Raw genomic sequence first — 23,257 nt, 5'->3', positions numbered from 1 at the left:
TCAGTTCCCGAGAATGCCGGGCAGGCGCAGTCCCTTTTCCCGGGCGCAGTCGAGGGCGATCTCATAGCCGGCATCGGCATGGCGCATGACTCCGGTCGCCGGATCGTTCCAGAGCACGCGTTCGAGACGCTTTGCCGCATCATCCGTGCCATCCGCGCAAATGACGACGCCGGAGTGCTGGGAGAAGCCCATGCCAACGCCGCCGCCATGATGCAGGGATACCCAGGTGGCGCCCGACGCGGTGTTGAGCAGGGCGTTCAAAAGCGGCCAGTCGGAGACGGCATCGGAGCCGTCCTTCATCGCTTCCGTTTCGCGGTTCGGCGAGGCGACGGAGCCGGAATCGAGGTGGTCGCGGCCGATGACGATCGGAGCGGAAAGCTCGCCGTTCTTGACCATTTCATTGAAGGCCAAAGCGAGGCGATGACGGTCGCCGAGCCCGACCCAGCAGATGCGCGCTGGCAGACCCTGAAAGGCGATGCGTTCCCTGGCCATGTCGAGCCAGTTGTGCAGGTGGGTATTCCCGGGCGTCAGCTCCCTTACCTTGGCATCTGTCTTGTAGATATCTTCCGGGTCGCCTGACAGGGCTGCCCAGCGGAAGGGACCGATGCCGCGGCAAAACAGCGGTCTTATATAGGCCGGCACGAAGCCCGGGAAGGCGAAGGCGTTTTCCAAGCCTTCTTCCTTGGCGACCTGGCGGATGTTATTGCCGTAGTCGAGCGTCGGAATACCGGCGCTCCAGAAGGCGATCATCGCTTCGACATGCTCGCGCATCGAGGCGCGCGCTGCTTTTTCGACAGCCTTCGGATCGCTTTCGCGCTTGGCCTTCCATTCGGCCATCGTCCAGCCCTTCGGCAGGTAGCCGTTGATCGGGTCGTGCGCCGAGGTCTGGTCGGTGACGATATCGGGTCGAATGCCGCGGCGGACCATTTCCGGCAGGATTTCGGCGGCGTTGCCGAGCAGGCCGACGGATTTGGCTTCGCCCGCCTTGGTCCAGCGGTCGATCATCGCAAGCGCTTCGTCGAGCGTCTCGGCTTTGGCGTCGACATAGCGGGTGCGCAGCCGGAAATCGATCGAATCCGGATTGCATTCGACGGCGAGGCAGCAGGCGCCGGCCATGACGGCGGCGAGCGGCTGGGCGCCGCCCATGCCGCCGAGGCCGCCGGTCAGGATCCATTTGCCCTTGAGATTGCCGCCGTAGTGCTGGCGGCCGGCCTCGACGAAGGTCTCGTAGGTGCCCTGGACGATGCCCTGCGTGCCGATATAGATCCACGAGCCGGCCGTCATCTGGCCGTACATGGCAAGGCCCTTCTTATCCAGCTCGTTGAAATGATCCCAGGTCGCCCAATGCGGCACCAGGTTGGAGTTGGCGATCAGCACGCGCGGCGCATCCTTGTGGGTGCGGAAGACGCCGACCGGCTTGCCGGATTGCACGATCAGGGTTTCTTCTTCCGTCAGCGTCTTCAGAGTCGCGACGATGCGGTCGAAATCCTCCCAGGTGCGGGCGGCGCGGCCGATGCCGCCATAGACGACGAGTTCGTTCGGATTTTCGGCGACGTCGGGATCGAGATTGTTCATCAGCATGCGCAGCGGCGCTTCGGTCATCCAGCTCTTGGCATTGAGATCGTTGCCGCGGGGCGCGCGGATTTCACGGATATTGTGGCGTGGATTGGTCATGGCGGTTCCCCTGTTCTCAGGTTTCAATCGTCAGGTTTCGGGCGTCAGCGTTTCAGGCCTGGTGCGATCTGTTCGAGGCGCACCAGAATGTCTTTGAGATGCACGCGAAGCCTGTCCGCCTTGGCGGCGTCATAGGCAAAGGGCGGTGCCTCGGTCTGGAGATGCGTCGATTGCGCAAGCTCCATCTGGATCGCGTGCACACCGGTTTCCGGCTTTCCATAATGGCGTGTCGTCCAGCCGCCCTTGAAGCGGCCGTTGAGCGCGCGGTCGTACCCCTCGGCGGCTTCGACGACGGTGAGCGTCGCCTGTTCGATGGCGCTGTCGCAGGTCTTGCCCATATCGGTCCCGATATTGAAATCCGGCAGCTTTCCTTCGAACAGGAAAGGAATGTGGGACCGGATCGAGTGGCAATCGTAAAGGATCGCGACGCCATGGATCGCTCTCACGCGCTCGATCTCGGCGGCAAGGGCTGCATGATAGGGCGCATGAAAATCCCGCAGCCGCGCCGCAATATCGGCCTCGTCAGGTCCCTTTCCATCCTTCCAGATCGCCTTGCCGTCAAAATCCGTTTCGGGAATGAGGCCGGTGGTGTTCTGGCCGGGATAGAGGCTGACGCCCGCCGGATCTCGGTTGGCATCGATGACGTAGCGGTGGAATGTGGCCCGCACGACCGTGACGTCGTCGAGCAGCCCGTCATAGAGGTGGTGGATGTGCCAGTCGGTATCGGCGAGAATCCTGCCATTGTCGTTGAGACGGTCGGCGATCTCAGCCGGCACTGACGTGCCGGTGTGGGGGAAGCCGAGGATGACGGGCGAGGTGCCCTGACGGATTTCGTATGGTGTGGTCATGGGCAAAGTGCTCCGGTGTCTCGGGCGATACCCAAATGCACATACATCACGATCAACCCTCCAATACCGGCAATATGCCTGTTGAAACCGAGGCGTTCAGCGCGCCCGTCGCCACCAGTTCGGCAGCGGCGGCGAGGTCGTTTGCCATGTAGCGGTCGGTATCGAGGGTCGGGACCTTGCTGCGGATGGCGGCGATCGCCTTGCTCAGTTCCGGGCTCGTCGACAGCGGCGCGCGCAGTTCGACGCCTTGGGCGGCGGTCAGCGCCTCGATGCCGATGATGGCGAACAGGTTTTCGGTCATCCCAAGCAGGCGGCGGGCGCCGTGGCAGGCCATGGAGACATGGTCTTCCTGATTGGCCGAGGTCGGCGTCGAATCGACTGAGGCCGGGTGCGACATCTGCTTGTTCTCGGACATCAAAGCCGCCGAGGTGACCTCGGCGATCATCAGGCCGGAGTTCAAGCCCGGCTTCTTGGCGAGGAAGGCCGGCAGGCCGTAGGAGAGGGTGGGATCGACCAGCAGCGCGATGCGGCGCTGCGAAATCGCGCCGATCTCGCAGACGGCGAGCGCAATCTGGTCGGCGGCGAAGGCGACGGGTTCGGCGTGGAAATTGCCGCCGGATACAACGGAATTGTCCGACAGCACCAGCGGATTGTCGGTGACCGCGTTGGCCTCGATTTCGAGCGTGCGGGCGACCGAGCGCAGCAGATCGAGGCAGGCGCCGTCGACCTGTGGCTGGCAGCGGATGCAATAGGGATCCTGCACGCGCTCGTCGCCCTCGATATGGCTCTGGCGAATGATGGAGTTTTCGAGCAGGGCGCGAAGGGCGGATGCCGTATCGATCTGGCCCTTGTGGCCACGCAAAGTATGAATATCGGGATGGAAGGGTGCCGAAGAGCCCATGGCGGCATCGGTGGACATAGCGCCGGTGATCAAGGCCGATTGTGCGGCGCGATGGGCGCGGAACAGGCCGGCCAGCGCCAGCGCCGTCGAGGTCTGGGTGCCGTTGATGAGCGCCAGGCCTTCCTTGGCGGCGAGCACCACCGGTTTCAGCCCGGCCCTTTCGAGGGCTTGCGCGCCCGGGAGGCGTTCGCCGGCGAAGAAGGCTTCGGCCTCGCCCATCATCACCGCCGCCATATGGGCAAGCGGGGCAAGATCGCCGGAGGCGCCGACCGAGCCTTTTTCCGGGATCAGCGGGATGACGCCTTTTTCCAACATGCCTTCGATTAGCCGTACCAGCTCCAGCCGCACGCCGGAGGCGCCGCGGCCAAGCGAGACCAGCTTCAGCGCCATGATCAGCCGGACGATATTGTCGGGCAGCGGCGCGCCGACGCCGCAGCAGTGCGACAGGATGAGATTGCGCTGCAACGTCGCGACATCGGCGCTGTCGATCTTGATCGAGGCAAGTTTGCCGAAGCCGGTATTGATGCCGTAGACCGGGGCATTGCCGGCGGCGATCTCGGCGATGCGGGCGGCGGCCTTGGCGATGCCGGCATCGAAGGCGGGATCGAGCCTTGCCGGCTCGCCGGTCCAATAGATGATTTCCAAATCCTTGAACGAGACGGAGCCCGGGTGGAGCGTGATGGTCATCGACCGTTCCTTTCGCCCTTGAAGATACGCGCGTGAAGCGGGTTGAAGCCGATGCGGTAGACGAGTTCGGCGAGGCTTTCGGTATTCCAGACGGCGAGATCGGCGGACTTGCCGGGCTCGATCGTTCCTGTCTTGTCGAGCAGGCCGAGCGCACGGGCGCCTTCGCGGGTGGCGCCGGCGATGCATTCCTCGACGGTGAGGCCGAAGAGCGTCGCCGACATGTTCATGGTGAGCAGCATCGAGGTGAGCGGTGAGGTGCCGGGATTGCAGTCGGTGGCGATTGCGATCGGCACGCCTGCCCGCCGCAATGCTTCGATCGGCGGCTTCTGCTTCTCATGGATGGCGTAGAAGGCGCCGGGCAGCAGCACGGCGACGGTGCCGGCTGCGGCCATCGCCGCAACGCCGTCTTCGTCGAGATATTCGAGGTGATCGGCCGAAAGCGCGCCGTAGGATGCAGCGAGCTTGGCGCCGCCGAGATTGGAGAGCTGTTCGGCATGCAGCTTGACCGGCAGGCCAAGCGCCTTGGCCTTGTCGAAGACGCGGGCGATCTCGGTCGTGGAAAAGGCGATGCCCTCGCAGAAGCCGTCGACGGCATCGGCGAGACCGAGATTAAACATATCGTCGAGACCTGGCAGGACGACATCATCGAGATAATCGCCGTTGCGGCCCTTATATTCCACCGGCGTCGCATGGGCGCCGAGATAGCTGGTGGCGACGCGCACCGGTCTGATATGGCCGAGCAGGCGGGCGCTCTGCAGCATCTTCACTTCGCCGGTTCGGTTCAGCCCGTAACCGGACTTGACCTCGATCGTCGTCACGCCTTCGGCAAGCAGTGTGTCGAGTCGCGGCAGGGCCTCGGCGACGAGCTCCTCGACCGACAGCGCATTGGTCGCCTTCACCGAGGAGACGATGCCGCCGCCGGCGCGCGCGACTTCTTCATAGGTGGCGCCTGCAAGGCGCATTTCGAATTCGCGGGCGCGGTTGCCGCCGTGGACGATATGGGTGTGGCAGTCGACGAGGCCGGGCGTCACCCAGCGGCCTTCGAGATCGACGATCTCGGAATGTTCGATGGCCGATGCGGACAGATCGCTTTCGGCGCCGGCAAAGGTGATGCGGCCATTCTCGATCAGCACGGCGCCCTTTTCGACGATGCCGAGCCCTTCTTTACCAGGCGCAAGCGTGGCGAGCCGCGCATTGCGCCAAAGCGCCGGCCTGACGTCGGCGGATGAGGCTTCCTCTGAAAAATTGTTCCCGGTCATCAGCTTTGCGCCTTTCCTTATGCCAAAACATGTATATACATAATCAACAGGTGACAAGTGAAATTTTGCGCGCTTTTCTGGAAAAGAAAGATCGGCGGCGCGGCAAGAGGAGAGGGAAGGCGATGACCACGCTTCACGCAGACACGGCGCTGACGCCGGAAGGCTGGCAGAAGAATGTACGGCTGACGCTCGAGGCCGGGCGCATCGCGCGGGTCGAAATCGGCGTTTCTCCCGAGCAGGGCGATGAACGCCACACGCTGCTCGTTCCCGCTATGGCGAACCTGCACAGCCATGCTTTCCAGCGGGCGATGGCCGGCCTTGCGGAAGTGCGCGGCCCGGCCAACGACAGCTTCTGGAGCTGGCGCACTGTTATGTACAAGTTTGCCCTGGCGATGACGCCCGAGCATGTCGAGGCCGTCGCGGCCAAGCTTTATGCGGAAATGCTGGAAGCCGGCTTTTCCCGCGTCGGCGAGTTCCACTATCTCCACCATGACAGGGATGGCAGCGCTTACGACAATATCGCCGAGCTTGCCGAACGCATCGGCGCTGCCAGCGCAGAGACCGGCATCGGCCTGACATTGCTGCCGGTCTTCTACGCCCATTCCGGCTTTGGCGGCGCTGCGCCGATCGACGGCCAGCGGCGTTTCATCAATTCGCTCGAAAGCTTCGAAAGGCTGATGGAGGGATGCCGGGCAGTGACCGGCCGGCTCGATGGCGCCGAGCTCGGACTGGCGCCGCACAGCCTGCGCGCCGCGACACCCGAGGAGCTCACGAGGCTCGTGCCGATGGCTGGCGACGGTCCCATCCATATCCATGTCGCCGAACAGGTGAAGGAGGTCGAGGACTGCATCGCCTGGTCCGGCGCGCGGCCGGTGGAATGGCTGCTCGATCATGCGCCCGTGGATGAACGCTGGTGCCTGATCCATGCAACGCACATGACCGAAGACGAAACGCGGCGAATGGCGAAAAGCGGCGCAATCGCCGGCCTCTGCCCGATCACCGAAGCCAATCTCGGCGACGGCGCCTTTGCCGCGCCACTCTTCCTCCAAGAGGGCGGGCGTTACGGCATCGGCTCGGATTCCAACGTGCTGATCTCCGTGCCGGAGGAACTGCGCCAGCTCGAATATTCGCAGCGCCTGGCGCTTCGCGCCCGCAATGTCGTCGCAGCCCCCGGCGGTTCGACGGCGCTTTCGCTGTTCACACACGCGCTTGCCGGCGGCGGTGCCGCGCTGAAAGCGCCGGCAGGTCTCGCCAAGGGCCATCACGCCGATATCGTTTCGCTCGATATTTCAGCCGTTCCCTATCTCGCGGGTGATCAGATCCTCGACCACTGGCTGTTTGCCGGCGGCGTTTCCGTCGATTGCGTCTGGGCGCGCGGCCGCAAGCAAGTGGAAGGCGGTCGCCACCGTGAACGCGACGCTATCGACCGGCGGTTCCTGGCCGCAATGGGCGAATTGCTTGCCGCCTGAAAAAGAGCTTTTCCCATCCCGATATTCGAATTAGAGCAATTCCAGCAAAAGTGCGTAGCGGTTTGCGTCCGGAATTGCGCTAAAACAAAGAGATAGCGGGAGCCAACCGGAGCGTGGTAATGGACCAAAGCAGGGATCCCACCTTGCATCAGCGCATCCTGAGCGACATCGAGGGCCATATCGTCTCAGGCGAATGGCCGCCGGGGCACCGTATTCCCTTCGAGGTCGATCTCGCCACGCACTACGACTGTTCGCGCATGACGGTGAACAAGGTGCTGACCCAGCTTGCCAAGGCCGGCCTCATCGAGCGGCGCAAGAAGTCCGGCAGCTTCGTCACCCAGCCGCAGGCGCAATCGGCCGTTCTCGAAATCCACGACATCAAGGCCGAGGTGCAGTCGCTGAACCTGCCCTACTCCTATGCGGTATCGAAGAAGACGAGCCGCAAGGCCAAGGCGGACGACAGCCGCCGGCTGGAACTGCCTGTGGCGTCCTCGGTCGTCGAGGTCGTCTGCATCCACAATGCCGGCGCGCGGCCCTTTTGCCTGGAGGAGCGACTGATCAGCCTTGCGACGGTGCCGGAGGCGGCCAATGCCGATTTCCTGGCGATGGCGCCGGGTCCCTGGCTGCTCAACCAGGTGCCCTGGAGTACGGCCGAACACCGGATCCATGCCGTCTCCGCCAATGCCGAAGTGGCCGCAGCGCTCGATATAGCACGCAACACCGCCTGTCTCGTGGTCGAACGCCGCACCTGGAGCGGCGCCGGGCCGGTGACGCATGTGCGCTTCACCTATCCGGGCGATCGTCACGCGCTGGTGGCACGGTTCACGCCGGCGTCACAATAAGGGCCATGTTCCATATACAACATGGCCGCTGCTTTCATTCCTCGAACATCTTGCCGCTGCGCGCTTCCAGCCGGTAGCGGTGGCCGGGATAGACGAGGCGGGCGGTCGATACTACCTGTTTTGCCGACCATGTGCGCCGGCGGATCGTCAGGCAGGGTTCGCTCTTCATGATGGTAAGCAACTTGCATTCCCAGGCCTGCGGCATCGCCGCCTCGACGACATGCTCTGAACCGCTGAGCGGGGCTGCGGCCGTCAGATAGGCGTTCGGCGTCAGTGTCGAAAAATCCTGGTCGAGATATTCCGGGGCCGCCTCCGGATGAACGAAACGGTCCTCGATCTGCACCGGAACGCCGTTTTCGCTGTGGACGATCAGCGAGTGGAAAACCGCAGCGCCAATCGGCAGTTCCAGCGCGTCGGCAACCTCGGGAGAGGCTGTTTCCTGAGCGAGAACGACGACGGAGGCTTCGTGGACATGACCGCGTTCGGCGATTTCCTCGGCGATGTTGCGGACCTCGAACAGCGCCGAATAACCCTTGCGCTCGGCGACGAAGGAGCCGACGCCCTGGATGCGGACGAGTTCGCCCTCGTTGGCAAGTTCGCGCAGCGCCCGGTTGGCGGTCATTTTGCTGACGCCCAGCTCGACGACCAGCTCGTTTTCCGACGGCACGCGGTATTTCGGCGGCCACTCGCCGCTGTGGATGCGGTCGAGGATCACCTGCTTGACGCCGGCATAGAGCGGCGTGCTGTCATTTTCCGCCAGTTCGCGCTTCATCTCGCCGGAACGCTTCATTGCCTATTCCTTTTGCACGAAGGGAATTCGCCGCATAAAGCGACTTTCCTCTTGCATATCACAAAATATCTCATATGGTACCATATACAACCTCCCAATCGGTCCTTAAAACAGAAATAGGACGGGAAAGGGCAAGCCGGCGCAGATCGGCCGTGGTGCCGCAAGGTCTGTTTCAACTCCAGAGGAGAATTCACAAATGAAATTTAGCGCAATCCTGTTTTGCGGCGTGGCGGCTTTTTCCGCTTTTGCCGTGCCTGCCTTTTCCAAGGACTGGACGAAGGCGACCATCACGCTCGAAGGTGCCTATGCGCCCTGGAACCTCACCAATGCCGACGGCACGCTCGGCGGTTTCGAGCCCGAACTCGCCAAGGTGCTGTGCGAGCGCGCCAAGATTGAGTGCACGTTGGTTGCTTCAGACTGGGACGGCATGATCCCGGCGCTCAACGCCGGCAAGTTCGACGTCATCATGGATGCGCTGTCGATCACCGAAGAGCGCAAACAGGTGATCGATTTCACCATTCCCTATGCCGCCACCCCTGCCGCCTTCGCAACCGCCAAGGACAGCCCGCTGGCAAAGGCCGCCGGCACCGGCGCCACGATCAAGATGACGCCCGGCCAGACCGGCGTGAAGGAGATCGACGCGCTGAAGGCAGCCTTCAAGGGCAAGACGATCGGCATCCAAGCGGCGACCGTCTACGCCAAGTTCGTCTATGACAATTTCGGCGATATTGCCGAAATCCGCGAATACAAGACCGGCGCCGACCGCGACCTCGACCTGCAGAACGGTCGCATCGACCTCGGCTTCGACGATGCCGTCTATTTCGCCAACGCGTTCAAGACCGCCAACGACACGCTCGCCTTCACCGGCCCCGAGATCGTCGGCTCGATCTGGGGCGAGGGCGAAGGCCTCGGCATCCGCAAGGCCGATACGGACCTGCGCGACAAGTTCAACGAAGCGATCAAGTCGACGCTTGCCGACGGTACGGTCAAGAACCTGTCGATGAAGTGGTTCCAGGTCGACGTCAGCCCGCAGGAATAAGCGTTTCGGCCTTTGGGCCGCAAACATCTGTCTCCGGCTTTATCGCCGGAGACAGCATGTTATTGTCAATCCGCAAAACACTGCCACGGACGGGGAACGGACGATATGGCAAGCTTGGAACTGCTCGGCTTCGGCTCGACCGGATGGGGCGCGCTGCTCATTGCCGCCGCCTTGATGACGCTGGCTGTGACGGCGACGGCGCTGGCGATTGGCGCCGTGCTCGGCGCCACCGTCGCGGTGGCAAAACTCTCCGGCAATCTTGTTCTCGTCACGCTCGGCAACGTCTATACGACCGTATTTCGCGGCGTTCCCGAACTGCTGATCATCTATCTCATCTATTTCGGCGGCTCCTCGGCCGTCACCTCAATCGGCCAGGCGATGGGTTACGAGGGCTTCCTCGGTCTGCCTTCATTCATCGCCGGCGCGCTTGCCGTCGGCATCATTTCCGGCTCCTACCAGGCGGAGGTATTCCGCGGCGCCTTCCTCGCCATCTCCAAGGGCGAACTCGAAGCGGCCTCGGCGATCGGCATGCATCGCGGCCTGCGCTTTCGCCGCATCATCATGCCGCAGGTGCTTCGCCTGGCCATTCCCGGCCTCGGCAATGTCTGGCAGCTCAGTCTCAAGGATTCGGCGCTGGTCTCCGTCACCGGCCTTGCCGAATTGATGCGCACCAGCCAGGTGGCGGCGGGCTCGACCCGGCAATATTTCCTGTTCTTCATCGCCGGCGGCTGCCTCTACCTGATCCTGACCAGCCTTTCGGACCGCATCTTCAACGGGGCGGAGCGCCGCGCCAACCGCAGCATGCCGGCATCCGCCATGGGCCAGGCGTAAGGAGGGAATGATGGATTTCACCTTCATCGCCTCGACCATGGTCACCCTGCTCAAGGCCGTACCGACAACGCTCATCCTGTTTTCCCTGTCGATCCTCTGCGGCGGCCTGCTGGCGCTCGTCATCGTCTGGATGCGGGTCAGCGGCAATCCGGTGCTTTCGGGCTTCGCCAAGGGTTACATCTTCGTCTTCCGTGGCTCGCCGCTCTTGATCCAGATGTTCCTGGTGTTCTACGGCCTCGGCCAGTTCGGCGTCATCCGTTACTCCTTCCTCTGGCCGTTCCTGCGTGAGCCGATGGTCTGCGCCGTGCTGTCGCTGGCGCTCTGCACGGCCGGCTACACGGCCGAGATCTTCCGCGGCGGCATCCGTGCCGTCTCGCCGAAGGAGATAGAGGCGGCGCGCTCGATCGGCATGTCTGGCTTCCTGCTGGTGCGCCGCATCCTGGCGCCGATTGCCTTCCGCCATGCGCTGCCGGCCTATTCCACCGAGATCGTGCTGATGATGAAGTCGACGGCGCTCGCAAGCCTCGTCACCGTCTGGGAGGTCACCGGTGTGGCCCAGCGGCTGATCTCGCAGACCTACCGCACGATGGAAGTCTTCCTCTGCGCGGCGATCATCTATCTCGTCCTGAACTTCATCATCCTGCAGGGCATGGCCTTGCTCGAATATTCGCTGTCCCGACATCGCCGCGCCATTCCGCAGGCGCTGAAGGCGTAAGCGGCCTAACCATTGGAGCACTCATGCCAGGCGTCACCCGACTTTCGGTCCGCAATATCCGCAAGAGCTTCGGTACGCACGAGGTCCTGCGCGGCATTTCCCTCGATGCCGAAGACGGCGATGTGATTTCGCTGCTCGGCGCTTCCGGCTCCGGCAAATCGACCTTCCTGCGCTGCATCAACCTGCTCGAAACCGCCAGCGACGGCGAGATCTGGGTCGACGGCGAGCATATTCAAATGGTTCACCAGAACGGGAAGAGCAAACCCGCCAGCCAGAAGCAGGTGGACCATATCCGCTCCGAACTCGGCATGGTGTTCCAGTCCTTCAATCTCTGGTCCCACATGACGATCCTGCAGAACGTCATCGAAGGACCGATCCACGTTCTGAAGCGGCCGCGGGCCGATTGCATCGCCGAGGCCGAAGCGCTGCTCGAAAAGGTTGGGATCGCCGACAAACGCCACGCCTATCCCGCCCATCTCTCCGGCGGCCAGCAGCAGCGCGCCGCCATCGCCCGGGCGCTGGCGATGAAACCGAAGGTCATGCTGTTCGACGAGCCGACCTCGGCGCTGGATCCGGAGCTTGTCGGCGAGGTGCTGCGTGTCATGCGCGCGCTGGCCGAGGAGGGCATGACCATGCTCGTCGTCACCCATGAGATGAGCTTTGCCCGCAACGTCTCGAACCGCGTCGTCTTCATGCGCGAAGGGTTGATCGAAAGCAGCGGCAAGCCGGACGACATGTTCACCGGCGGCGCCACACCCGCTTTCCGCCAGTTCATCGGCCATTTCGGAAGCGGTCAATGACGATCACCATCGATGCATTGCTGACCTGGCGCGATGTCGCGCGCGTCGGGGCAGGGGAGGCGCTGTCGCTGTCGCCCGCCGCCTGGGCGCGGGTCGAGCAGGCAAGCCGCATCGTCGCGCGCATCGTCGAGACGGGCGTGCGCGCCTATGGCGTCAACACCGGCGTCGGGGCACTCGCCGATACGGTGGTCGATCGTGCCTCGCAGAGCCTGTTGTCGCGCAGCATCGTGCTCAGCCATGCCTGCGGCGTCGGGCCATTGCTTGATGCCCGCGAGGTGCGCGCCATCATCGCAGCCCAGATTGCCAATTTTGCCCATGGCCATTCCGGCGTGCGGCGCGAGATTGTCGCGCATCTCACGGCCATGCTGGAACATGATTGCATTCCCGACGTGCCGTCGAAAGGCTCGGCGGGTTACCTCACCCACAATGCCCATACCGCGCTGGTTCTGATCGGCGAAGGCAGCGCTCACCTGGACGGCCGGCGCCTGAGCGGCCGCGAGGCGCTTGCCGCGATCGGCCTCGAACCATTGGTGCTCGGCGCCAAGGAGGGCTTGAGCCTGGTCAACGGTACGGCCTGCGCCACCGGCTTGACGGCCGTTGCACTTTCCCGCGCCGAACGGCTGCTCGACTGGGCCGATGCGATCGCGGCGCTGACGCTGGAAGCGGCAGGCTGCCAGATCGCCGCCTTCGACGCAGCGGTGCTGGCTTTGCGCCCATCGGCCGGCATAGAGAAGGTGGGAGCGACGCTGCGTGCGCGGCTCCACGGCAGCGGCCTTGTCGCCGCCGCTTTCGGCCGGCGCACCCAGGATGCGCTCAGCCTCCGTTCGGTGCCGCATGCCCATGGCGCCGCCCGTGACGTTTTCGACAGTTCCGCCCGCATCGCCGATCAGGAGCTTGCCTCGGTGACCGACAACCCGGCTGTGTCAGGCACGCCGGAACAGCCAATCGTCTCCTCCGAGGCGCATGCGGTCGCCCCGGCGCTCGGTCAGGCGGCTGACAGCCTGGCGATTGCGCTCGCGCAGATCGGCGCGATCAGCGAACGGCGCATGGATCGGCTCGTCAATCCGCTGGTCAGCGGTCTGCCGCCCTTTTTGGCGAGTGATGCCGGCAGCCATTCCGGCTTCATGATCGCCCAATATACTGCGGCGGCACTCAGCAACGAAAACCGCCGGCTTGCCGCACCCGCGGCGATGGACGGCGGGCTGACCTCCGGCCTGCAGGAGGATTTCCTGGCGCATCCCACAGCTGCCGCCGGCAAGCTGCTCGCCGTCATCGACAATGCCGAATATATCCTGGCGATCGAGCTGATGGCGGCGGCCCAGGCGCATGATTTCCTGGCGGCGACGGCGCCGCGGGCGGCCGGCACTGACCTTGTCTACCAGGCGGTGCGGCAGCATGTTTCCCATTATGGCGACGAGCGGCCGCTCAACGGCGATATCGAGGCGGTGCGCGGCCTGATCCGCGAGACAGCGCCGCCGCTCGACTGATCTCGTCAGAACGGCTTGCTGGTTTCTGAATCCTGTTTGGGCTTTCCGCCCGCCTCGAGGCGTTTGAGGCATTGGAGATAGGTCGGATAGAGCTGGTCCACACGCGATAGCGGCAGCGTCCAGTCGCCTTCGTCGCCGGCAAAGGTCAGCTGCACGTCAGGGGTTCCGGCAAAGGAATTCTTGATGATCTTCTTCAGTCCGCCGATTCCTTTGCTCGCCGGAGGCCAGAGGCGGAGCGTGGTCTTGTCGAAGAATTCGGCGGCGACGACTTTCGTCAAATTGCGATCGGTCAGCGTCACCTCGGTCTTGGTGTCGGCCGGAATGTCCCAGCTGTTCTTTGCCACCAGCCAGAAGGTCTCGGTGGCGCTCTGGCGGAATTCCATCGTTTTGCCGAGTTCGCTGTCCCACCGCAGGCGGCAATAGGGCGGGCTCTCGCTTGCAAAACCCACCGACCATTGTCTCGCGCCGCCCATCCATTCGGTCTCGCCCAAGGCAGAAACCGGCTGCAGGGCGGCGGCCATCAGGATCATCGCAGTGAGAATTTTCATCGCCGAACCATCTCCAACGCAATCGGCTCCAGCGATAGCAAAAGAAGGTTGAGCTTTTGCTACCAAGTGCTCGGAGATCCGGCGGCGGCGGTCCGTGGGAACGTCTTTGAATGCCGCAAGGTCTTGAATCCTGGGTTTGCATTGCCAATCTGGCGGGGGACGACAACATGTGAACGGAGTTTGATGACAGGTATGTCCGAGGTTCAACGACGCGGATTTTTGGCACGGCTTACCGCCTATGAGCCGCTGACGCTCATTGTGCTGGCATCCGTTGCGGGTGGGCTATTCGTGCTCCAGCGATTGACGAGCGAAGTCCTGGAGGGCGAGACATTCCGCTTCGACGAAGCGATCCTGCTGGCGTTGCGACGACCAGGCGAACTTGCCGTGCCGATCGGGCCCGCCTGGCTGACACATGCCGTCGACGATATCACCAGCCTCGGCGGCGTTACTATTCTCTCGCTGATGACGGTTCTCGTCACCGTCTATCTTCTGCTTGATCGGCGCTGGCCGATTGCGATCTTCGTCTTTTCCTCGGTGCTGACAGGCTGGCTGGCAAGCACGCTGCTGAAGATCCTTGTGGCCCGACCGCGGCCCGATATCGTGCCGCACCTGGTCGAAGTGAGCGATCTCAGTTTTCCCTCCGGGCATGCGATGGTTTCGGCAGTGACCTATCTGACGCTTGGGGCGCTGCTGGCGCGGACACAGCGTTACCGGTCGACGCGGATCTTTGTCATGGGCGCCGGCGTCTTCCTCGCCGTCATCGTCGGTTTGAGCCGCATCTATCTCGGTGTTCATTACCCCACGGACGTCTTCGCCGGATGGTGCGCCGGCGCGCTCTGGGCGCTTGGCTGTTGGCTGATCTCGAAGCAGTTTGTTCCAAGCCGTGCCCCTGACGATGCCGCCAAGGCTGAAAATGGTGACAGCAGGTAGTCCTCCCAGTCTCGTCCATCGCGTAGGTGGCGGAGAGACAGGGGATGTCGATCAGGGCCGATCCGCTTTCAGATTTTCGATGTCGTGCTTCAATGCCCTTCATGCACAATCTTTGGCAGCGCATGCCTTTTCCCCTTCATGCAGCTGTTGCACAGTGTTGCGGCATCAACAGCACTTTGATCTCCGCCGGCATAATGGACAAAAACCATGGCCACTCTGACAACGATCACCTCGACGGTCACGGCCGCATTTCTCGGCTCCTTCGTCGAAGTCGTCGAAGCCTTCACCATCATCCTTGCCGTCGGCGTCACGCAAAGCTGGCGACCGGCCTTCATCGGCACCGGTCTTGCGCTCGGCGTTCTGGCCATTCTTGTGCTGGCGCTCGGTCCGTTGCTCGGCCTCATTCCGGTCGAACTGATGCAGTTCGTCATCGGAACACTGCTCGTTCTCTTCGGCCTGCGCTGGTTGCGCAAGGCGATCCTCAGGGCTTCTGGCTTCATCGCGCTGCACGACGAGGACAAAGCCTTTGCGGCCGAGACGGATAGCCTGAGGCGCCAATCCGCAGAGCGTCGCGCGAATTTGCTGGCGGGCATTGCGGCCTTCAAGGCCGTGCTGCTCGAGGGGATCGAAGTGGTGTTCATCGTCATCGCCACCGGCGCCGGACATGGCATGATCGGTTATGCCAGCCTTGGGGCTGCCGCGGCTTGCCTGCTGGTGCTGATCATCGGCCTCTTCGTGCACAAACCGCTTTCAGCGGTTCCGGAGAACAGCCTCAAATTCGTCGTCGGGCTGCTGCTCAGCGCCTTCGGCATATTCTGGGTCGGCGAGGGCATCGGTGCAGAGTGGCCGGGCGCCGACCTTTCGCTCCTGGCGATCCTTGCCGTGCTCGCCGTCTTTTCCTTCGCCGCGGTCCGGGTGCTGCGCCAGTATTTCAACGCCCAGGCCGAGGTCGCCGCATGACGAATATTCTTAAAGTCGCGTTCAAGGAATTCTTCGGCATGTTCGTCGACGACGGCGCGCTGGCGCTGGCGGCGCTGCTGCTGATCGCCGTCGTCGGCGTGCTGGTGAAATTCGCCCATACCGACGCGTTGCTCGCCGCCGCTCTGCTTCTCCTCGGCTGCCTGCTGATCCTCGCCGAGAGTGTGATGCGCGCGGCGCGGAAGAAGTTTCAGCGGAAATAGCCTGGATGATGATACCGAAAAGTGTGAAGCGGTTTCGGACGACGTCATGCTCCGTTTCTTTGATTTAGGGAGCTACTGCGGCACCTTGAACAGATGGCGGATCCGCGTCACCAGCGAGCTCACCGAGCCGCCGTTCAGCGTGGCGCCTTCAGTTGCGAAGGAGTGCTGGCCCGTCTCGATTCGGCGCGACAGGGTGGCGGCAAGTTCTTCGGCGATGCCTGGCCGGTCGTGTAACAGCGGCGTCAGGCTTGCTTGGGCGATCTCATAGACGACGACGAAGGTCAGCGCCCGCAGGCTGGCGGCTTCGCCGAGGCCGATCAGCAGTCCGCTTTCGCCGAAATAGTCGCCCGGCGCCAGCCGGCCGAGTTCGATTTCCTTGTGGCCTTCCCGCCGCGTGGCGACAAGGGCGCCGCTGCGCACGATCATCAGCGATGCGACCGTATCGCCCTGTTCGATGAGGATGGCATCCTTCTTGTAGGTGCGTCGCGTCATCGATGCTGCGAGCGTTTCCTTCTCGTCTTCGGTCAGCGAGAAAAAGAGCGGGATGGCGTCGAGAAGCTTGAGCGGCGTCGGCCGGTGCGGCTTCGCCATCTCCTCCGACTGCAGGCGGTCGGGCAGCGGCCCCGCGGCATCGATCGGTCGGGCCAAGGTGAGGCCTGCGGCCTTGATGTGACGGTAGATGAGGTCAAAAATCTCGTTCTTCGCTGGCCCGACCTGGCCGATATCCCTGACGCGGAAGGAGAGTTCCAGTTCCATTGCATCCGATGTAAGCGATTTGATCTGCACGCCGGGTTTCGGTTCGGTCAGGATCGAGTTGCTGCTCAAAAGGACTGTGCGCATGACGTCGACGATCGCCGACGGCCCGATCGTCGGCACGACGCGGACCATCAGCGTCGCCCCGTGGCTGCGGTCGGGACTGCTGAGATTGGTCAGCCCGACCTTGGCGAGGAAGCTGTTGGGTAGGACGACGAGGTCGTTCGAGCCGTTCAGCAGATGGGTGGAACGCCAGTTGGTTTCGACGACACGGCCTTCGATGCCATCATTCAGCACGATCCAGTCGCCGATCGTATATGGCCGGCCGAGATTGAGCGCGATGCCCGAAAAGACGTCGCTCAGGGTGCTTTGCATCGCAAGGCCGAGGATGATGGCAAAGACACCCGAGGTGGCGATTAGCGTGCCGACGGGAAAGCTGAAGACGTAAGCGACCACCGAGAGGATCGCGCCGAGATAGATCAGGCCGATGACCAGATCCTGAACGAGGCGACCTTCGCGCGGTTGCCGCTCGAAGATCAGGAAGACGCGAACGAAGGCGATCAGTGCCCAGGCGGCATTGATCCACCAGACCACCTTGGCAAGGGCGATGAAGACGCGTTCGAAGGTCGATGCGGGCGTCGGCCCAACTTCGTAGGGCACGATGTCGTGATAGAGCAGCAGGACGGTCAGTACCGCGAAAAAAAACACCTGGCCGGCAAGCTTCCAGCTCGGGAAGGGCCGAAGCGCTATGCGCGTAACGACCGCGCCGACCACTGCCAGGGTCCCGGCCTGGACGATGGGATCGGCAAGCACTGCGGACCAAGTGAGAGTATCAAGCATCGACCGTCCATTTGCCGGAGCATGATGCCGAAGAGTGTGAGCGGTTTTCGTGCAACATCATGGCTCGCTATTGAATTCCAAAGCGCGTCTAGACGGCTTCGCCGCATCCTGACTTCCAATCCGGCTGCGAGGCAACCTTAAAATAGCGCCAGCGCCGACAGCGTCGGAAACGGGTGCGGACGTCACTCGGCGGCGCACGGCACGCTCTGGGCGATTGGCTGCTGGCTGGTCTCAAAGCGGCGCGTTCCGAGCCGCCCCTGACGATGCGATGGACGTTGGGAAACGGTGACAGCGACGGTGTTTCAGCGAAATTCCAAGCAAGTTTTTGCGGGCGCCGGGAACAGATGACGGATCTGCGTTTCGAGCGAGCCTATCAAGCCGCCGTTGTGGCGCCACATCTGCCTAGAGGTGCTTTGAGCAATTCCAGGCAAAGCGCGAAGCGGATTTGCCCGGAATTGCGTAAGAACAAAATGATAGAGCGGTTCGGTGCTCCGTTAAAAGCTGAGCTGCTCTAGCTGCGCGGCTTCAGATTTTCTGGGTCGTAGATCGGCTTGTACCCGACGCCGACAACCTCCACCGGATAACTCTCGGCGAAATACTCGATATTCAGCCTGCGTCCGACCTGGCAATGCGACCAAGGCAAATAGGCCAAGGCAATGTTCTTTCCGACCGTCGGGCCGTAGGCGATCGAGGTCGTGTAGGACCGACGGCCAAGCTCGTCGACCAGAACCTCTCCCGTGGCGGGATCGATAACCGGCAGGTTGCCGAGGGGATAACGCTTCACGCCCGACTTGTCGGTATTCTCGGTCATGACAAGCGTGCAGAGCATGGCCGGCTGGTGCTCGCGCGCCTTGTATTCCAGATGTTTTGCCTTGCCGCGAAAATCGGCTTCCTTGACCTTCGGACGGGCGAGATCGGCTTCGATCAGATTGTACTGGGTCAGGAGGTCGGCATTCTGCAGGCGCAGGCTCTTTTCCATGCGGCGCGAGTTTGCATAGGTCTCGACGCCGAAGGCCATCACGCCGGTCGAGCGCAGCGCATCCCAGACGGCGAGGCCGTCTTCATACTTCATGTGCAGTTCCCAGCCCTGCTCGCCGACATAGGAGATGCGAAAGGCGGTGACAGGCTTACCGGCGATTTCGATCGGCTTGATCGCCGCAAAGGCGAAGTTTTCCTGGTCGAGCCCGGCCGGATCGGCGACAGCCTTCTTCAGCGTGTCGCGCGCGTTCGGACCCCAGATGCCGATCGTCACGAATTTTTCCGAGACGTCCGTGATGGTGACGTCAAGGCCACGGTCCTGGGCCACGCGCTTCATGTAGTGCAGGTCGCGCGGGCCGGCATCGGCGCCGTTGACGAGACGGCAGCGGTCGGCCATGCGGAAGACGGTGAAGTCGGCGCGCACCATGCCTTCGTCGTCGAGGAAGTGGGTGTAAATGCCCTTGCCGATGTTTGCATCGCCGCCGACCTTGGCGGCGCACAGCCATTCCATCAGTTCGACATGGTCGGGTCCTTCGATATCGACCATGTGGAAATGGCTGAGATTGACGATCCCGCAATCCTCGCTCATCGCCAGATGCTCGGCATTCGACACGCGCCAGAAATGGCGGCTGTCCCATTCATTCTCGCGAAGCGGGACGCGGTCGGCATATTTCTCCAGCAGGTGCTCGTTGGCGGCGTAGCCGTGCGCGCGCTCCCAGCCGCCAAGTTCCATGAAGTAGCCGCCAAGCTCCTTTTCGCGCTCGTAGAAGGGCGAGCGCTTGGCGTTGCGGCCGGATGCATAGGGTTCGCGGGTGTGAACGGCCGGGAAATAGATCTTCTGGGCGGCTTCGTAGCAGCGGCCTTCGATGAACTCTTCCGTCAACTGATGCGGATAGAAGCGGGCGTAATCGATGCTGTTGTGATCGATTTCAGTCCGGCCATCGGTCATCCAGTCGGCGATCAGCTTGCCGTAGCCTGGGCCGTCCTTGACCCAGATGGCAACGCAATACCAGAGACCACGCACCTTCTGGCTCTCGCCGCAGGATGCGCCGCCGCCGGCGGACACCTGCAGCAGGCCGTTGAAGGAGTGACCTTCGTTATAGCCGAGTTCGCCGAGGATCGGCGTCAGTTCCATGGCGCGCTCGAGCGGCTCGATGATCTGTTCCATCTCGAGGTCGCGCTGCGAAGGCGAAAGGCGTGCTTCGTGTTTTTCGAGAAGATCGCGCGGATGGCACATGCGCGGATTGGTGGCTTCGTAATAGCCCCACTCGATCTGACCGCCCTCCGTCGTCGCCGGGTCGCCGGTATCGCGCATATAGGCGGAGTTGCCCTGGTCGCGCAGCAGCGGGAAGCCGATTTCCTTGCCTGTGCCTTCAAACTCGTTATAGGGACCGAAGAAGGTGAGCGGGTGGTCGACCGGCATGACCGGCAGGTCTTCGCCGACCATCTCCGCGATCAGGCGCCCCCAGAGGCCGGCACAGACGATGACGTGGTCGGCCATAATCGTGCCGCGATGGGTGACGACGCCCTTGATGCGGCCGCCTTCGACGATCAGCGACTTTGCCGGCGTGTTGCCGAATACCTGCAGCTTGCCTGCCTTTTCGGCGGCGTCGACCAGCTTGCCGGCAACGGTCTGTGAGCGCGGAATGACGAGGCCGGCATCCGGATCGTAAAGGCCGCCCATTACCTGATCCTCCTCGATCAGCGGGAACTTTTCCTTGATCTCGGAAGGGCTGACATAATGGGCGCGCGTGCCGAAAGCGCGTGCCGAGGAAAGCTTGCGCTTGATTTCCTCCATCCAGGCATGGTCGCCGGTCCGCGCCACTTCGAGGCCGCCGATGCGGGCGTAGTGGCCCATCTTCTCGTAGAAATCGATCGAATATTGTGTGGTCCAGACCGACAGATAGTCGTGGCTCGTGGTGTAACAGAAGTCCGAGGCATGGGCTGTGGAGCCGATGTCGGTTGGGATGCCCGACTTATCGATGCCGACGATATCGTCCCATCCGCGCTCGACGAGATGATGCGCGATGGAGGCGCCGACGATACCGCCGAGCCCGATGATGACGACCTTTGCCTTTTCCGGAAATGTGGCCACGTACTGTCCCTTCTGCCTATCGGACGAATTAAAATTTACCTGCAGCGCCGCGAGTCTGATAGGACGCGCAAAGGACGCTGCAACACCTTGAATTGCAGTAGCCGCGCTCGACCTGCGCTTCGCGGCTAGAGCGGCTCAGCTTTCAACGGAAGCGCCATACCGCTCTGCTGCGGAACCTCCAGACCTCTTCGCATGAAAGCTGCGATGGCGGTATTATGCATCATGCTCATGATCGTCATTGGTCCTACGCCGCCGAGTACCGGCGTGATTGCGCCAGCCCGCGAGGCTGGAGCTATTCCAGGAAAATGCGAAGCAGGAGCTGAGCCGGCCGCCTGTCGTTCGCACGCCCCGGGATCACGGCGCTGAAATCGCCTTGAGCCGGTCGATGTCCGCGAGCACGATATCTTCGGAAACGGGCTCACGATTGTGCAATCGGAACCATTCCGCCGCTTCCCGTACACGCTCGCCATGCGGCGGCGGATAGGCGCCGAGTCCGAGAACCCATTCCCGCACGGTCTCGCGCTCCATCCGACCGGCCCGGTATCGATCGCAGACGGTTTTCGCCGATGCGACTAGATCATTGATGCTCTTCACGAATCTTCCTCAATGCACGGATGGCTCTTCATCTTCGAGAAACGATCGAATGCCGTCCTTGGCGACGACGGCCAGGAATTCGTCGAAAGCCTCCCGGTCGGTCGCAAACGGCTCGTCCCAGCGGATCAGATCCTCCGCCTGCGTGACCACTTCCATCGTCCAGTCTTCATTGCTGCCCGATGTGCGGAAGATATCGACGAGCACGGTGATCCCGTCATCGGTGAATTCTCCCGCCAGTTCGGAATGTTCGAGCTTCTCTTTTTTTGCCATCATTCAGCCACCCGCACCGGGCGGTGCGTCGTTTTCGAGATATTCTTCATATTGAACCGTTTCGGTCTCATTCGTGTCGATCGAGGGGCTTGCGCGTTTTGCCAGGCGGACACCGGCGCCGCCGCCGTTTTCCGGGATGAAAACAACCCCGCCGCCTTCCAGGGCGTGCTTCATATCCTGAAGGGTGCGCTCATAGGGTGAACGCTTCCCGGCCTCGAAATTGGCAATCGTCGCTTTGGCGACTTTTGAGGCCGATGAGAGGTCGTCCTGAGACCAAGCCAGCAGGGCACGCGCGGCGCGGCATTGGGCGGAAGATAGGCTCAAAACAATAACCTTGCATCAAAAGTGCAGCGCTGCTTCCCGCGGATGATATGAAAAATGTAATCTCGATACAAGCGATGATGAGAGCAAGCGCATGACGACACAAGATGTTTTGAGCGGTTGACGTTGGTCTTCTCGTAGAATGGCAATCTCCCCGGATTGTGTAGTCACGCGTAAATTGCGCCGGAATGGAGCCGCGCCTTGACGCCGCCTTTTACATTCCCTCGATCGTCAATACTCCGCGCTCATCTGGTGAAACGGGAAGGTTGATTGACTGAATATTATTAAAGGCTAATTTAGATTATCTTCATCACGCACCCGGGAGGTAACAATGCGTGAGCCAGATATGCAAAAACTCGATGCACTCGTCGGTCGTCTGGTTGGGGACGTCGGCGCGGCCATGTCAGGGGCCTTGGTCGTGCTTGGCGACAAGGTTGGGTTGTTCAAGGCGATGGCCGACGGAACGGCGATGACCGTCCAGCAACTCTCAGCGAAAACGGGGGTGAAGGAGCGTTATCTCAGGGAATGGCTGAGCGCCCAGGCGGCTGCGGACTATGTCGCTTACGATGAAAAAACCGATCGTTTCAGCCTGACGCCGGAACAGGCGATGGTGTTTGCCGAGGAAAACAGCCCGGCCTTTTTCGTGGGGGCCTTCGAGGTCGTGCAATCCATGTGGATGGACGAGCCGAAGGTCGCCGATGCCTTCCGCACCGGCAAGGGCCTTGGCTGGCATGAGCACAGCACCTGCCTTTTCCGGGGCACCGAGCGCTTCTTCCGCCCGGGCTACAACAGCCATCTCGTCAACGAATGGATTCCGGCGCTTGCGGGGGTCGAAGAAAAGCTCAAGGCCGGCGCCAGCGTCGCCGATGTCGGCTGCGGTCATGGCGCCTCGACCATCCTGATGGCACAGGCCTATCCCGCGTCCCGCTTTACCGGCTTCGACTATCACGGCCCATCGATCGAAAGGGCAAAGGCCGCCGCGGAAGATGCGGGTGTCGCCGACCGCGTGACGTTCAAGCAGGGCTCGGCTGCGGAATTTCCAGGCGGCGGCTATGATATGGTTGCCATGTTCGACTGCCTGCATGACATGGGCGATCCGGTCGGCGCCGGCCGGCATGTCAAGGAAACACTTGGGCCGAACGGCACGTGGCTGATCGTCGAGCCCTTTGCCCATGACCATCTCAAGGACAATCTCAACCCGGTCGGCCGCGTCTTTTATGGAGCATCGACGATGATCTGCACGCCAGCATCGCTCTCCCAGGAGGTCGGGCTCGGGCTCGGCGCACAGGCGGGAGAAATGAAGCTTCGAAAGGTGGCGCTCGACGCCGGGTTCACACATTTCCGGCGGGCGACGGAAACACCATTCAACATGGTGTTCGAGGTGCGGGCCTGACGCGATTTGGGA

23 protein-coding genes are annotated in these 23,257 nt (G+C 62.4%); 11 read left to right on the top strand and 12 right to left on the bottom strand.

Annotated elements, in window-relative coordinates:
• The 4 genes from hutU to hutI are packed head-to-tail and all read right to left on the bottom strand — an operon-like array spanning position 1 to position 5,369.
• A complete protein-coding gene (gene hutU, locus FHT75_RS11935) occupies positions 1-1,674 on the bottom strand; it encodes a urocanate hydratase (protein ID WP_183844778.1) in 1,674 nt (557 codons plus the stop codon).
• A 44-nt stretch (positions 1,675-1,718) separates the two neighbouring features.
• Positions 1,719-2,522 carry an N-formylglutamate deformylase gene (hutG, locus tag FHT75_RS11930; RefSeq protein ID WP_028757210.1) on the bottom strand — a complete coding sequence of 268 codons (804 nt, stop codon included), beginning with the start codon at positions 2,520-2,522 and terminating at the stop codon, positions 1,719-1,721.
• A 52-nt stretch (positions 2,523-2,574) separates the two neighbouring features.
• Positions 2,575-4,110 (bottom strand): histidine ammonia-lyase, encoded by a 1,536-nt coding sequence (gene hutH / locus FHT75_RS11925; RefSeq protein ID WP_183844779.1) that lies wholly within the window; start codon positions 4,108-4,110, stop codon positions 2,575-2,577.
• Entirely contained in the window at positions 4,107-5,369 is a 1,263-nt protein-coding gene (gene hutI / locus FHT75_RS11920; protein WP_183844780.1) for an imidazolonepropionase, read from the bottom strand. Before hutI ends, hutH (FHT75_RS11925) begins: the two co-directional genes overlap by 4 nt.
• A gap of 122 nt (positions 5,370-5,491) precedes the next feature.
• Between hutI and FHT75_RS11915 the strand changes: the two genes are divergently transcribed.
• A complete protein-coding gene (locus FHT75_RS11915) occupies positions 5,492-6,838 on the top strand; it encodes a formimidoylglutamate deiminase (protein WP_183844781.1) in 1,347 nt (448 codons plus the stop codon).
• A 119-nt stretch (positions 6,839-6,957) separates the two neighbouring features.
• A complete protein-coding gene (gene hutC, locus FHT75_RS11910) occupies positions 6,958-7,680 on the top strand; it encodes a histidine utilization repressor (protein ID WP_028757214.1) in 723 nt (240 codons plus the stop codon).
• A 34-nt stretch (positions 7,681-7,714) separates the two neighbouring features.
• Here the strand turns inward: hutC (FHT75_RS11910) and hutC (FHT75_RS11905) are convergent, their stop codons facing one another.
• Entirely contained in the window at positions 7,715-8,470 is a 756-nt protein-coding gene (gene hutC / locus FHT75_RS11905) for a histidine utilization repressor (protein ID WP_028757215.1), read from the bottom strand.
• 196 nt (positions 8,471-8,666) lie between these two features.
• Here hutC (FHT75_RS11905) and FHT75_RS11900 point away from each other — a divergent pair, with 196 nt between their 5' ends.
• From FHT75_RS11900 to hutH (FHT75_RS11880), 5 genes are all read left to right on the top strand, one after another.
• Positions 8,667-9,509, top strand: a complete 843-nt coding sequence (locus FHT75_RS11900) for a transporter substrate-binding domain-containing protein (RefSeq protein ID WP_127430027.1) — start codon at positions 8,667-8,669, stop codon at positions 9,507-9,509.
• A 105-nt stretch (positions 9,510-9,614) separates the two neighbouring features.
• A complete protein-coding gene (locus tag FHT75_RS11895) occupies positions 9,615-10,340 on the top strand; it encodes an ABC transporter permease (RefSeq protein WP_183844782.1) in 726 nt (241 codons plus the stop codon).
• A 10-nt stretch (positions 10,341-10,350) separates the two neighbouring features.
• Positions 10,351-11,055 carry an ABC transporter permease gene (locus FHT75_RS11890; protein WP_028759049.1) on the top strand — a complete coding sequence of 235 codons (705 nt, stop codon included), beginning with the start codon at positions 10,351-10,353 and terminating at the stop codon, positions 11,053-11,055.
• Between the two features lie 23 nt (positions 11,056-11,078).
• Positions 11,079-11,855, top strand: a complete 777-nt coding sequence (locus FHT75_RS11885; protein ID WP_183844783.1) for an ABC transporter ATP-binding protein — start codon at positions 11,079-11,081, stop codon at positions 11,853-11,855.
• A complete protein-coding gene (hutH, locus tag FHT75_RS11880; protein ID WP_183844784.1) occupies positions 11,852-13,342 on the top strand; it encodes a histidine ammonia-lyase in 1,491 nt (496 codons plus the stop codon). The genes FHT75_RS11885 and hutH (FHT75_RS11880) overlap by 4 nt, the downstream gene beginning before the upstream one ends.
• Before the next feature lie 5 nt (positions 13,343-13,347).
• Here the strand turns inward: hutH (FHT75_RS11880) and FHT75_RS11875 are convergent, their stop codons facing one another.
• Complete coding sequence (locus FHT75_RS11875) at positions 13,348-13,890, bottom strand: hypothetical protein (RefSeq protein WP_183844785.1); 543 nt, start codon at positions 13,888-13,890, stop codon at positions 13,348-13,350.
• Between the two features lie 192 nt (positions 13,891-14,082).
• Between FHT75_RS11875 and FHT75_RS11870 the strand changes: the two genes are divergently transcribed.
• The 3 genes from FHT75_RS11870 (at position 14,083) to FHT75_RS11860 (ending at position 16,001) form a co-directional block, all read left to right on the top strand.
• Positions 14,083-14,820: a phosphatase PAP2 family protein gene (locus tag FHT75_RS11870; RefSeq protein ID WP_183844858.1), complete on the top strand. Its 738-nt coding sequence runs from the start codon at positions 14,083-14,085 to the stop codon at positions 14,818-14,820.
• 207 nt (positions 14,821-15,027) lie between these two features.
• On the top strand, positions 15,028-15,780 hold the full coding sequence (locus FHT75_RS11865) for a COG4280 domain-containing protein (RefSeq protein WP_183844786.1): 753 nt from the start codon (positions 15,028-15,030) through the stop codon (positions 15,778-15,780).
• Complete coding sequence (locus tag FHT75_RS11860; protein ID WP_063475984.1) at positions 15,777-16,001, top strand: hypothetical protein; 225 nt, start codon at positions 15,777-15,779, stop codon at positions 15,999-16,001. The genes FHT75_RS11865 and FHT75_RS11860 overlap by 4 nt, the downstream gene beginning before the upstream one ends.
• Positions 16,002-16,073: 72 nt before the next feature.
• On the opposite strand, the gene FHT75_RS11855 is transcribed toward FHT75_RS11860, so the two are convergent.
• The 6 genes from FHT75_RS11855 to FHT75_RS11830 all read right to left on the bottom strand — a co-directional run bounded on the left by FHT75_RS11855 (position 16,074) and on the right by FHT75_RS11830 (position 21,855).
• The gene (locus FHT75_RS11855) at positions 16,074-17,594 is read right to left on the bottom strand and encodes a cyclic nucleotide-binding domain-containing protein (RefSeq protein ID WP_063475985.1); all 1,521 of its coding nucleotides are present in this window, start codon (positions 17,592-17,594) and stop codon (positions 16,074-16,076) included.
• Between the two features lie 511 nt (positions 17,595-18,105).
• Positions 18,106-20,667, bottom strand: a complete 2,562-nt coding sequence (locus tag FHT75_RS11850) for an FAD-dependent oxidoreductase (protein ID WP_097622684.1) — start codon at positions 20,665-20,667, stop codon at positions 18,106-18,108.
• A gap of 125 nt (positions 20,668-20,792) precedes the next feature.
• Positions 20,793-21,137: a hypothetical protein gene (locus tag FHT75_RS36375; RefSeq protein ID WP_080759866.1), complete on the bottom strand. Its 345-nt coding sequence runs from the start codon at positions 21,135-21,137 to the stop codon at positions 20,793-20,795.
• Complete coding sequence (locus tag FHT75_RS11840) at positions 21,022-21,261, bottom strand: hypothetical protein (protein WP_047612774.1); 240 nt, start codon at positions 21,259-21,261, stop codon at positions 21,022-21,024. The genes FHT75_RS36375 and FHT75_RS11840 overlap by 116 nt, the downstream gene beginning before the upstream one ends.
• 9 nt (positions 21,262-21,270) lie before the next feature.
• Complete coding sequence (locus FHT75_RS11835; RefSeq protein ID WP_047613454.1) at positions 21,271-21,531, bottom strand: hypothetical protein; 261 nt, start codon at positions 21,529-21,531, stop codon at positions 21,271-21,273.
• Between the two features lie 3 nt (positions 21,532-21,534).
• Complete coding sequence (locus FHT75_RS11830; RefSeq protein WP_047612775.1) at positions 21,535-21,855, bottom strand: helix-turn-helix domain-containing protein; 321 nt, start codon at positions 21,853-21,855, stop codon at positions 21,535-21,537.
• 328 nt (positions 21,856-22,183) lie between these two features.
• On the opposite strand from FHT75_RS11830, the gene FHT75_RS11825 reads away from it, so the two are divergent.
• Entirely contained in the window at positions 22,184-23,245 is a 1,062-nt protein-coding gene (locus FHT75_RS11825) for a class I SAM-dependent methyltransferase (protein ID WP_047612777.1), read from the top strand.
• Positions 23,246-23,257 lie beyond the last annotated feature (12 nt).

It is taken from the genome of Rhizobium sp. BK112, from assembly GCF_014193215.1.
GTDB classification, from domain to species: Bacteria; Pseudomonadota; Alphaproteobacteria; order Rhizobiales; family Rhizobiaceae; genus Rhizobium; species Rhizobium anhuiense.
This window is presented reverse-complemented; position numbering and strand designations above follow the sequence as displayed.